12 protein-coding genes are annotated in these 11,352 nt (G+C 64.8%); 8 read left to right on the top strand and 4 right to left on the bottom strand.

The genetic code is table 11. The annotated features are described in order from the left end of the window. Positions 1 to 69 precede the first annotated feature (69 nt). Both NTZ26_15255 and NTZ26_15250 read left to right on the top strand, forming a co-directional pair. The gene (locus tag NTZ26_15255) at positions 70 to 1,491 is read left to right on the top strand and encodes an RtcB family protein (protein ID MCX6561856.1); all 1,422 of its coding nucleotides are present in this window, start codon (positions 70 to 72) and stop codon (positions 1,489 to 1,491) included. Positions 1,492 to 1,522: 31 nt separating this feature from the next. Continuing rightward, positions 1,523 to 1,714 carry a YwbE family protein gene (locus NTZ26_15250; GenBank protein MCX6561855.1) on the top strand — a complete coding sequence of 64 codons (192 nt, stop codon included), beginning with the start codon at positions 1,523 to 1,525 and terminating at the stop codon, positions 1,712 to 1,714. Between the two features lie 7 nt (positions 1,715 to 1,721). On the opposite strand, the gene NTZ26_15245 is transcribed toward NTZ26_15250, so the two are convergent. The 3 genes from NTZ26_15245 to NTZ26_15235 all read right to left on the bottom strand — a co-directional run bounded on the left by NTZ26_15245 (position 1,722) and on the right by NTZ26_15235 (position 4,883). Next, positions 1,722 to 2,657 (bottom strand): DUF362 domain-containing protein, encoded by a 936-nt coding sequence (locus NTZ26_15245; protein ID MCX6561854.1) that lies wholly within the window; start codon positions 2,655 to 2,657, stop codon positions 1,722 to 1,724. A 155-nt stretch (positions 2,658 to 2,812) separates the two neighbouring features. Next, on the bottom strand, positions 2,813 to 3,229 hold the full coding sequence (locus NTZ26_15240; GenBank protein ID MCX6561853.1) for a hypothetical protein: 417 nt from the start codon (positions 3,227 to 3,229) through the stop codon (positions 2,813 to 2,815). Between the two features lie 10 nt (positions 3,230 to 3,239). Beyond that, positions 3,240 to 4,883, bottom strand: coding sequence for a hypothetical protein (locus NTZ26_15235; GenBank protein ID MCX6561852.1), 1,644 nt, complete (start codon positions 4,881 to 4,883; stop codon positions 3,240 to 3,242). A 558-nt stretch (positions 4,884 to 5,441) separates the two neighbouring features. On the opposite strand from NTZ26_15235, the gene NTZ26_15230 reads away from it, so the two are divergent. The 4 genes from NTZ26_15230 (at position 5,442) to NTZ26_15215 (ending at position 9,137) form a co-directional block, all read left to right on the top strand. After that, complete coding sequence (locus tag NTZ26_15230; GenBank protein MCX6561851.1) at positions 5,442 to 5,633, top strand: dodecin family protein; 192 nt, start codon at positions 5,442 to 5,444, stop codon at positions 5,631 to 5,633. After that, positions 5,630 to 7,126 (top strand): FAD-dependent thymidylate synthase, encoded by a 1,497-nt coding sequence (locus NTZ26_15225; protein ID MCX6561850.1) that lies wholly within the window; start codon positions 5,630 to 5,632, stop codon positions 7,124 to 7,126. The genes NTZ26_15230 and NTZ26_15225 overlap by 4 nt, the downstream gene beginning before the upstream one ends. Before the next feature lie 359 nt (positions 7,127 to 7,485). After that, positions 7,486 to 8,721, top strand: a complete 1,236-nt coding sequence (gene tyrS, locus NTZ26_15220; GenBank protein ID MCX6561849.1) for a tyrosine--tRNA ligase — start codon at positions 7,486 to 7,488, stop codon at positions 8,719 to 8,721. Then, a complete protein-coding gene (locus NTZ26_15215; GenBank protein MCX6561848.1) occupies positions 8,718 to 9,137 on the top strand; it encodes a DUF3788 family protein in 420 nt (139 codons plus the stop codon). Before tyrS ends, NTZ26_15215 begins: the two co-directional genes overlap by 4 nt. Before the next feature lie 85 nt (positions 9,138 to 9,222). Here NTZ26_15215 and NTZ26_15210 read toward each other — a convergent pair whose 3' ends face one another. Next, a complete protein-coding gene (locus tag NTZ26_15210) occupies positions 9,223 to 9,705 on the bottom strand; it encodes a CAP domain-containing protein (GenBank protein ID MCX6561847.1) in 483 nt (160 codons plus the stop codon). 152 nt (positions 9,706 to 9,857) lie between these two features. Between NTZ26_15210 and NTZ26_15205 the strand changes: the two genes are divergently transcribed. Both NTZ26_15205 and NTZ26_15200 read left to right on the top strand, forming a co-directional pair. Then, positions 9,858 to 10,271: a hypothetical protein gene (locus NTZ26_15205; GenBank protein MCX6561846.1), complete on the top strand. Its 414-nt coding sequence runs from the start codon at positions 9,858 to 9,860 to the stop codon at positions 10,269 to 10,271. Then, positions 10,199 to 11,352: hypothetical protein (locus NTZ26_15200; protein ID MCX6561845.1), on the top strand; the 1,154-nt coding region annotated here is incomplete at its 3' end. The genes NTZ26_15205 and NTZ26_15200, both read left to right, overlap by 73 nt.

Here is an 11,352-nt window from a genome sequence, read left to right as displayed (position 1 = left end):
AAGATAATACGCATTAACCGACTTGTCAAGCCCTCGGAATGGGAATTGCATATAATAGGGGCGAAGGCCATGGAACTCGTTAAGATCGACGACAACACCTGGGAGATCCCCCGCCAAGGTGCGATGCATGTCCCGGCCCGGATCTACGCTTCGGAAGCCCTTCTGGCGCTCGTCAGGCGCGATAAAACCTTGGACCAGGCTCGCAACGCCGCTTGCCTGCCCGGTATTGTCCGCATGTCGTATGTCATGCCCGACGCCCATCAAGGCTACGGATTCCCGATCGGCGGCGTGGCCGCATTCGATTTGGACGAAGGCATAATCTCGCCCGGCGGCGTCGGCTACGACATCAACTGCGGCGTCCGCCTTCTGCGCACGGATTTTCGCGAGGAGGACGTCACGGCCCGCCGCAAGGAGCTGCTCGCGGCGATCGTCCGCGAAGTCCCGGCCGGCGTCGGCAAAGGCGGTGTCACCAAGCTCTCGCTCGGCGTCCTCAAGGAGATTCTCGTCAAGGGCGCGGAGTGGGCCGTTGCCGAGGGATACGGATGGCCCGGCGACCTCGCGACGACCGAGGAGGGCGGCCGGATGCGCGAGGCGGACGCCGCCGCCGTTTCGGCCCGGGCTCTCGAGCGGGGCATCCCCCAGCTCGGCACCCTCGGTTCCGGCAATCATTTTCTCGAGTTCCAGAAAGTCGACCGCATCGTCGATCCCGTCGTCGCCGCCGCTTTCGGAATCGGCTCCGTGGGCCAGATCCTGGTGATGATCCATTGCGGCAGCCGCGGGCTGGGCCATCAGGTGGCGACCGACTACATCGAAAAGATGGAGAACGAGTTTGGCGTCGAAGGCTTGCCCGACCGCGAGCTCGTCCACGCCCCCCTCCGCTCGGATCTGGGTCGGGAGTATTATCGCGGCATGTGCGCGGCCGTGAACTACGCCTTCGCCAACCGGCAGATGATCGCCCATTGGGTCCGCGAAGTCTTCCGGAAAGTAATAGGGACGTCGGACGGGATGCGGCAGATCTACGATGTCTGCCACAACGTGGCCAAGATGGAGACTCATATGGTAGACGGCTGCGAGACCCGGTTGTGCGTCCACCGCAAGGGCGCGACGCGCAGCTTCGGGCCGTCCCGGCGCGAGATTCCCGCCGCCTACAAGTCCGTCGGCCAGCCGGTCATCATCCCGGGCAGCATGGGCACCGCGTCCTACATCCTGGCCGGCACCGACGCCGCCGAAGCCCTAAGCTTCGGCTCGACCGCCCACGGCGCCGGGCGGGTTATGTCGCGCCAGGAAGCCCTGCGCCGCTTCCGGGGCGAAAAGATCCGCGACGACCTGGCCGGCCGCGGCATCGAGCTGCAGGCGGCCGGCTGGAAGGGTGTGGCGGAAGAGGCGAGCGAGGCCTACAAAGATGTGGACGAGGTGGTGCGCGTTTCGGACGCGGCCGGCCTGGGCCGCATCGTGGCCAGGGTCGTCCCGATCGGCGTCATGAAAGGGTAGGCCGCCGACGGGCCGCTTCGGGAGGCAAACCATGGATGGCCGCAAACGAGCCGATATCAAACCCGGTGCGCGCGTCCGCGTCGTCAAGAAAGAAGATCAAGGGTCCGGAAAGCTGACCGAGGGAATCGTCCGGGACATCCTGACTTCCTCTCCGGATCACTCGCGCGGGATCAAAGTTCGTCTGACCAACGGGATTGTCGGCCGGGTCAAAGAGATCCTCTGAACCGGCGTCAGATCGTCGCGTCCTTGATCTTGAGCTTGGTCAGATCCATCTTGCCGATGCCGTGGGCCGCCGCCTTCTTCAGCATGGCGATGTCGGCGGCCGACCTGCCCAGCAGGCCTGCGCAATAGGCATCGACGGCCACCGGGTCGTTTCCGACCACCACCCGGCCTGGTTTCAGAAGCGTGCCGGGGCCCGCCGGTCCGTTGTCGCCCAGAACGACCGTGGCGTCGACGATGCAGAGCGTCGGCTTGCGGACCAGGCCCAGGTCGGCGATACATTGGGACAGGAAGTCGACGTCGCCGTATTCGCCCTTGGCCCCCGAGCCGGCGTGGAAGAAATGGTTGGTTTCGTCGGCACAGGCGCCCATCATGTTCTTCAGACAGCCGCTGTAGCGGGTGCCGGCGTGGTCCTTGGCGATCGGCAGGTCAATGAATGCGTCAACCTCCAACAGGTCGCGCGAGACTTTGGCTTTCTTGAGCGCCGCGCCGCCCTTGACGTCGATCTCCGGCTTGTTCGCCGTCGCCGGCTTGACGGACTTGACGACGTCGGCCATGGATGCCGAGCGGCTGCTGCGTCCCCAGAACTCGGGGGGCGGATCCTGCAGGAAGACGATGTCTTTGAAGCCGGCCTTGAGACAGCTCTCGACGGCCGCCAGGACGACGTCCGTGCTGGTGTGGCTGCCGGGCCTCTTCCACCAGGCGGGCGCGTTGACCAGGATGCCGATGCGGCCGGTCTTGCCGAGGTATCGCCCGACGCCGCCGGCCAGCTCGATGGCCTTGCTGGCCGCCGCGTAGGCGTCCCCTCCCTTGACCGAGGTGATATCGGGCAGGACTTCGGGGGCGGCGAACAGGCGCGATGCGGCCTGCGGCGCCAAAGCGGCTGCGCCGAACATGGTTAGGCTTCGCTTGACGAATTCACGGCGGGGGATGCGGGTGGATGACATTAAGTTACTCCTAGGCTGGATCGGTCGCTCTCTAGAAATACGACCGTCGGGGCTAAAAAGCAACGGCCAAATTCCCAGACATATACTTAATTCCCGAGGAATCAAATAAGTCGACCTCCCTTGGAAATACGCCGTTTTCCCGGGTAGGCATCGAATTAAGTATGTGTCTGGGAATTAATTGGCTTGCGGCGGACGACGAGTGGCCTCCGCTCGTCCAGCAGGGCCCGCAGGAGCATCGCCCCCAGAATGATCATCGGGATGCCCGAGACGCTGCCGGCGAAGCCGCCAAAATACCGCCCGGTCGCTGCCAGGGCGATATTGTGGCCGAGGCCGTTCAGAGTCATCAGGCCCGCATAGAACATGCCCAGGGTATAGGCTGGGCGCTTTTTCAACAGAATGAACAGGAAGATCGTCATCGGCGCCGCGAGGAAAACCCAATTGAGGGCCAGGAACCAGCCCAACCCGAAGACGCGCTCGATGGGCTGGAACCGTCCCCAGACCTCTTCGAAGACATGGGCGGCGTGGACGGCGAGGAGCGCAAGGAAGAGAAACGGCACGGCGGATTTTTTCATGGCGGATACCCTATTTTTCCACAACCAGCCGGATGGCGTTCCAGGCGCCGCCCGATTCGAGGCCCGAGCGGCGGCGCAGGGCGATGAGATTCTGAACATTGCTGCGCAGATAACCGGTCACGTCCACGAGCAGGGGCTTGCCGTTCGCGGCGGAAACCACGCGATCAGACGGGATCGGGCGCCCGTCGATCCAGATCCAGACGTCCTCGTTCTTGGACTCGAACAAGAGATAGACCTTCTTGCCCCACGGCAGGGGCGGGATGTCGAAGCGCTGGCGGTACCACGAGGCGCACTCGTACTTGTAGCCCTCGACCTCCCAATGCTCGATCCCGGTCAGCAGGGACGACCAGCCCTGGGCGTCGTTGAAATCGAAGGCGTACCATTTCTCGTCGAAGCCGACGCTGCGCGGGTCGGGCCGCCAGCGGAACCGGCGGGGGAGATCGGCCAGCCATTTGAGATGGGTTCCGATGAGCGAAGAAGGATCCTCGCCCGCGTAGCCCCGCAGGACTAGCGGCGCCAGCGCTCCCGGCGGCGGATTGGCCGGGATCGAAGCCGGCTGGACGGGGTGGGGCCGGCGGGCCTCGGTCAAGGCCCGCTCGTAGGGCCAGGGGATGTTGGCGCCGGTGAAGAAGCTACCCCGCTCGAACCAGACCCAGACATAGCGGTCGCTGTGGGCCAAAGCTTGGTGGAGCGAGTATTCGAACTCCTCGGGCGTAAAATAGTTCTTGCTGAAATCGGCCGGGTTCCAGCCCATAGCCGTGCCGTGACAGTCGAGCCACAGGCCGAACCCCGCCTGGTGTTGGCGTTCGAATATCGCCGGGGCGGGGCTTGTCGCTTTCATCTTGTTCTTCATCAGATCGCGGGCCGCGGCGAAGAACGGCTCGGTCTTGAGGCCGTAGGAGGTCTCGTAGCCGTCGATGATCCGCGCCTCGGGCCGGGCTTCGTCCAACATCCCATCGATAAAATCCGGGACGAAGGCGTAGGCGCCGAAACGGGACCGGTCCGGCCCGTTGGCCGAGTAGCCCATGAACCACAGCATGTGGATATCCGGGAAGACCTCATTGACGGCCCGCATGACCTCGGCTCCCCGCTTGCGGGCTTGGGCGGCGTATTCGGCCTTGGACTTCGTCGCCGAATACTTGACCCGGGTCCAGGCGAACGGGCCGACCGGCGTCTCGTACTGCTCGGTGTCGACGAACAGCCCGCGATAGCCGCCCTCTTTGGCGATGAGGGCGGCCGTCCGCCAGTTGGCGATCATGACCGCCGGGTCGTCGAAGAAATCGACCGGGACGACCCCGGGGGCGGAGGCGATCCAGGCCCACAGGAAATTGTCCTTGAAACGCTTGAACGGGGTGGCCTTGAGATCGGCCACGGCTTCGGCGTAATCCTCGTAGCGGAGGGGCACGGGGTCCATGACCCGGAGGTTCACCGGCTCGATCTTGCCGTCGACCCGGCGATAGACGTTGATGCAGATGCCGTCGAAGGCGACGCGCTCCATCTCGGCGACGTGGGCCCGGACGTAATCGGCGCTGCGGATATCCGCCCCGCCCGAGATGATCTTCTTTTCGGGGCCGATCGTCGTCAGGCCTTGCGCGCCGGGGGCGGCGGCCGCGACCCTCCCAAAGAACGCTGCCGAGAGGAGGAGGAAAGGCAAAACCCGGATAACGCGGGGGAATCGGCGGCGTCGATACGTTCGCGGCGCTCGAACCCCGATTTTTAAATCGGGGGATGAAGCGCCGCTCAGTATTAACCCTGTTAATACCCCGGGCTTTAGCCCGGGGTATCGAGCGGGTTTATTCATGCGGGCTCTCCCGAGAGGCGCGATGGGGGTATTGTATCGACTTGGGTGCCGGAGGGGAAGTCATGAAGATTGTCTCTTGTCATCGCGAGCGCAGCGTGGCGATCTCCTCCTCAGAAGAGATCCCCACGCCGTCGTCGCAGACGATGGCTCGGGACGACAGGAAAACCAATGTTGCCCTCGCTTGGCGAGTGCTCGGGACGACAGAGGAAAAAGTGCTTGCAACAATGTGGTTGTTCTTGTCGTCCCGAGGAGCGCCCACGGCGCGACGTGGGGACCTGATCGAGATCCCCACGCCCTCGCCGAAGGCGATGGCTCGGGATGACAAGGAAGATACGCCCTGCCCCCCGGCTTGGCCCGGCCGGGCGGGACTGCTACAATAACGGCAAGACAACAACTGAAAAGGAGGCTTCCATGCTGAACATGATTGATCTCGTGGGGACGTCGCCGGATGGGTTCTCCGAGGCCGTCCAGACCGCCCTGGCCGGGGTCGCCAAGCGGGGGCAGAAAGCCCACTTCTTCCAGGTCGTGGAACAGCGCGGCTCCGTCCGCGAGGGCCGGATCGTGGAATTCCAGGTCATCGTACGGGTGGCCGTCGAGGGATGAACGTCGTTCTGGCCGGGTACAACGTCGATCGCGAGGCACTGGACGAGCTTCGGCTCTCGGCGCCGCCGCGGCTCGACTTGACGCCCGAAACCCTGTCCGCCGCCTACGCCCGCATCTCGCGCGACGCCCGTCCCGTGGACGAGCTGCGGCGGTCCGCCCGCGGCGAGGTCGAAAAGGCCCGCCGATCCAACCAGGCCATCATCTTCAAAATGGGCCACCACTCTGTGGCCGAGCACGCCGTCTTCAACTTCGACCTGATGGGCCTAAGCCGGCTGGCCATCGAGGCCGTCGAGCGGTTCCGCTTGGCTTCGTTCACCGAGAAGTCCCAGCGCTACATCACCCTCGGGGAAGACTTCGTCGTTCCGGAGGAGATCGTCGCCGCCGGGATGAAACAGGCCTTTCTGGGCGCCGTCAAAGCCCAAAACGCCTTCTACCATCGACTGTATCGGGCCTTGCGTCCGCGCGTCTTTGCCCGCCATCCGGAAGCGGCCAAGGACCCAAAAATGAACAGCTTGCTCGAGGGCTGGGCCAAGGAAGATGCGCGGTATATCGTCAGCCTGGCCACCGAAGGCCAGCTCGGCATGACCGTCAACGCCCGAAACCTGGAGCTCATGATCCGCCGCTTCGCCGCCCACCCGCTGGCCGAGGTGCGCGAGCTCAACCGGCGCCTCCACGATTTGGCCACGCAGGCGGCGCCGTCGATCGTCTTGTTTACGGCGGCGACGTCTTTCGACGCCGAGACATACGGCGCGCTGGCCAAGGCGGCAGGCAAAGCCCGGCCGGCCGGTAAGGGAATCTTCGCGGCGGGGACGGCCGTGCCGGTCCGGCTGACGACAGCCACCGCCGACGGCGACGACCGCATTCTGGCCGCGCTCCTCCATACCGTTTCGGGCCGGCCGTTGAGCGAATGCCTGACTACGGCCCGCAAGCTCCCGGCCCGGCGCAAGCGGGCTTTGTTCCTAACGGTGTTCGAGCGGATGGAGTTTTACGATTTCCCGCCGCGCGAGTTCGAGCACGCCGATCTGACCTTTGAGCTTGTCTTGTCCGCCTCCGCCTTCGCCCAGCTTAAGCGCCACCGGATGGCCACGTTGACCGTGCAGGACTACGATCCGTCCCTGGGGCTGACCGTGCCGCCCTCGATCGAGGAGGCCGGAGCGGCGGAGGATTTTCGGGCCATGGCAGCCAAGACCGAAGAGGCCCACGACAAATTAAAGAGGGAATGCGGCGGAGCGGCCGCGTATGTACTGACCAACGCCCATCGCCGGCGAGCCCTCCTCAAGCTCAACCTGCGCGAGCTCTATCACATCTCGCGCCTGCGCGAGGACGGCGCGGCGCAATGGGATATCCGGGAGATCGCGGCCGCCATGAGCCGGGCCGCGCGGACGGCTTTCCCGCTGGCTGCGATGATGCTGGGCGGCAAGGATGCTTATCCGGCGCTCTACGAAAAGGCCTTCGGCCACTTGCCCAAGCAGATGCCCCCCGCCAAAGAATAAGCCCATCGCCCAATTCCGGGGAGGGCCGTTCGGGATGCCGACCCGGCGGCTTCGGGCTCTTCTCGCCTTTTCCCACAGCTTTCTTCGGCGCCTCGGAACTCCGCATTCGAAATTTCCCGGTCTTGTTGGCCACCCACTCCGTTTCGATTCCGTTGGATGGTCGCGTGCTCAAACAGCCCTCGGCGCCTGGCCAGAGCCAGGTTCCCTCAGAGAGTTGTGGAAAAAGGCGCCGCCCTTGCGATTTCGCCATTGGCCGGCACCCCGAACCGCCTGGGTCTCCCCGGAATTGGGCGAAGATCCAAAGAATAGGGGGCGTGCCTGGAAATGTGTTATAAATGAGCCGTTAGGAGTGCCTTTCTGTGAGCTTATCGATCTACGACGAACTGAAAGAGCGCGGGTTCATCGCCCAGGTTTCGGACGAGGGGGCGGTGCGCCGCAAGCTCGATCAAGAGCAGACCACGTTCTACATCGGGTTCGACAGCACGGCCGCGAGCCTTCACGCCGGCAGCCTGGTCCCGATCATGGCCATGGTCCATCTGCGCCGGGCCGGCCACCGGGCCATCGCCCTGACCGGCGGCGGCACGACCATGGTCGGCGATCCCAGCGGCAAATCCGAGATGCGCCAAATGCTGGACGAGTCCGCCATCCGCGGCTACGGGCAGGCCATCCGGGCCCAGCTCGACCGTTACCTCCATTTCGACCGGCCGGGTGCTTTGTCGCTCGACAACGCCGAATGGCTGCGGCCGCTGAATTACATCGAGTTTCTGCGCGACATCGGCCGCCATTTCAGCGTCAACCGGATGCTGGCCGCCGAGGCCTACAAGCTGCGGCTGGAAAAGGGCCTGTCGTTTATCGAATTCAACTATCAGCTCCTCCAGGCTTACGACTTCCTCGTCCTCTACCGGACCCATAAATGTACCATGCAGATGGGCGGCGACGACCAGTGGGGCAACATATTGGCCGGCGTCGATCTTGTCCGCCGGGTCGAGAGCGCCACGGTCGAGGGGCTGACCTTCCCCCTGCTCACGACGGCCACCGGGGCCAAGATGGGCAAGACCGCCCAGGGCGCGGTCTGGCTGGACGCGGCCCTCTTCAGCCCCTATCAGTATTTCCAGTACTGGGTCGATTGCGACGACCGCGACGTGGGCCGGTTCCTGCGGCTCTACACGATGCTGCCGCTCGATGAGATCCGGCGCTTGGACGGGCTTCGCGACCGGGAGATCAACGCGGCCAAGCGAATTCTAGCCTTCGAGGCTACCCGGCTGACCCACGGCGATGCGGCGGCCACGGAGGCCCGGGGCGCGGCGACGGCAGCGTTCGGCGGTGCGGGGGAGAAGGACATCGAATCTCTCCCGACGACGGCCGTGCCGAAAGCCCGGCTGGACGCCGGAATCGCGATCGCCGAGCTCTTCACCGAGGTCGGCTTGACGCCCTCGCGCGGCGAGGCCAAGCGGCTCATCCAGCAGGGCGGGCTCCACGTCAACGACGAGCGGATCGACTCGCTCAGCCGCATGGTGACGAGCCAAGACCTCGGGCCCGACGGCATCCTGCTCAAGGCCGGCAAGAAGAAGATCCACCGCATCGTTCCGGCATGACCGCCCCCAACGCATTCATCGGCCGCGCCAAAAAGCCCACCGAACGCGAATTGTCGGCCGTCCTCGGCCCGGCCCAAGCGCTTTGGGACGAGCTTTTAGCGGCGATGGCCGCGGAATTCGGGCTCAAGGCGCGGGAATGGTCCTCGTATTCCATAAAGGCCGGCTGGTCCCTGCGGCTCAAGCAGGGCGAGCGGAATATTCTGTATCTGATCCCCTCGGCCGGGGAGTTCTCCGTCTCGCTTGTCCTGGGCGATAAGGCCGTCGCCGCGGCGAAAAAAGCCGGCCTGCCTGCGGCGATTCTCGAATTGATCGCCGGCGCCCGCCGCTATGCCGAGGGGACGGGGATCCGATTCGAGATGAAAAGCCCCGACGATATCGCCGTCGTCAAGGCGTTGACCGCGCTCAAGCTGGGTTGAGCCGCGGGCCTATGTCGGGGAAAACCCCGATTCATACGTTCGCGGCGCTGAAACCCCGATTTTCAGATCGGGGTATCGAGCGGGTTTATTGCGGCTTAACGAAGATCTGGGTGGCGTAGAATGATCCGCCCGAGTCGGGCTTGGCGACGCCCACGCCGGTCAACGTGTACTCCCCTACGAGATGTTGCTGATGGTCGGGGCTGGCGATCCAGGCGTTCACGGCATCGGCGGCGCTGCCCGATGTGGCCACGACCTCGGCGATGGATTGCCAGGGCAGGACTTGGCCAAGGCGGGCCCATCGGTCGCTGTAGCCGTCGTGGCCGAAGGGGACCGTGCCGGCGGCCATGTCCCGGCTGTGCTCGCGGGCCGCGTCGGCGATCGCGTCATTCCACACCATGTCGCTAAGCCCTTGGCCTCGGCGGTAGTCGTTGACGAGCTTGAAGATCTCTTTCTCGATCTCGGCGGGGGTGCCTCCACCGGTAGGCCCGAAGAGCGTCGCGCAACCGGCCAAGGCCAGAATCAGCGACAAGACGACGACCAAAAGAAGAGCCCAAGCGTGTTTGAACATCGGGGGTTGCCTTCATCATGGACCGATTCAAGACCGGCGTCAAGCCGCAAACGGCGGCGCTTTCGGGCGTTTGACTTGCGGCGCCAGGCTGAATACGATTGGCCTCTCGGCCCGGCCCGAACGGCCGCAGCATCTGGAGAGGGAGGGGTTCCATGAGAAAAATTTCTATCGGGCTCATCGCCGTGTCCGTCGCCGCGCTCCTTGCCTCGCCCGTGGTTTCCGCCGTGCCCGTCCAGTTCGGGGCCCAAGCCGCCGCAACGCCGGCCGCCGATGAGGTCACCTACAGGATGCCTGCGGGCTGGGTGGCCCAGGCCCTGCGGGGCGGCCCCGATCTCAAGGCTCACTATGTCTACATGAGCGGCGGCCGGCCGTACGGCGAGATGTTTCTTACCCAAAATCCGGCTCCGGCGGGCCAGACGCTCGCGGCGGCCGGCCGTACGGCGAGATGTTTCTTACCCAAAATCCGGCTCCGGCGGGCCAGACGCTCGACCAGGTGTTCGAGGACGCCCTCGGCCGTGCCCGGCCCCAGATGCCCTATTACCAGGCCCGATCGACCCAGAAGGTGACAATCGCCGGCGTCCCGGCCGTCGTCCATGAATTCTCTTACCAGCCTAATGCGGTCGGCGTGTCGTTCATCGGCCGTTCGTATACGTTCGTCTCTGGCGCCACGGTCTTTACCTTCTTCTTCCAGGCCTTGAATGAGTACGCTGCAGCGCTGGCGGGGGAATGCACCAAGGTCATGTCCACCTTGAAACCGGTGTCGAGGCCGGCTCCGCAACCGGCCGCCGACCAGGCTGCTAACGCGCCTATCCAAAACCCTGCCGCTCGGCCCGACGGCGGCCTGGCGGCCGAGGACATGGGCCTGGTCTATAGCCTTCCGGCCGGGTGGAAGCGGGACGACGATCCGGCCGGGTCCAAATACCGCTATTTCGACACCGACGGCGCCCCGCTGGGCTCTCTGCTCATATTCAAGCCGATGAATTCGCAACGGCTGATGGACTTGTTCGGGGGGACCGAAGATGACATCCTCGACGCTGCCTTGTCCGAAAGAGTCGACCGGGAACTCAAAGGCTACGAGCGCTATCAGCCGGCCGCGACAACCAAGCGCAAGATCGCCGGGTACAACGGGCTGGTGCACGATTTCACGTTTTTGAACCAAGGGCAGCCGGTCTTCAGCCGCTGGGTCATCTTCGGCGTTCCGGGCAAGGCCGCCGATCCAACCGTGAAGGTCGCGCCGACCGTCCAGCAGTTCGCATTCACGGTCATCGGAGTGGACCGCGTCGCGGAGTTCAAACGGCAGTGGGACGGCATCCTCGATTCGATGCGGGTTAAGGGGGCTCCGGTCCCGCCCCCGCCGCCGGCCAAGAACGAAGCCCACATGCCGCCCGTCCCTCCGGTCAAGCCCGAGCTTAAAACGGAGGGCGGGCTGCCCGACCTGCAGGCCGACGAGCCGGGCCCCGGCCTTTACGCTGAGCCGTTCGGCCGGTATCAGGTGGCTCTGCCCGGGGGCGCCGTCCAGGTTAAAATCGAGGAGAACGCCGCCTATTATAAAATGCCGGCGCCCAAGACGGGCTTCATCATCCACAGCTACCGCCAGGACGAGATCGGGCCGCGGCTGGCCGCCCGCTTCGCCGAGGGCCGCAAGCT

The sequence above is a fragment of the Candidatus Aminicenantes bacterium genome (assembly GCA_026393855.1).
Classification (GTDB): Bacteria; Acidobacteriota; Aminicenantia; order Aminicenantales; family UBA4085; genus UBA4085.
Note: the sequence above shows the minus strand (reverse complement) of the source record. Positions and strands in the feature narration are given on the sequence as shown.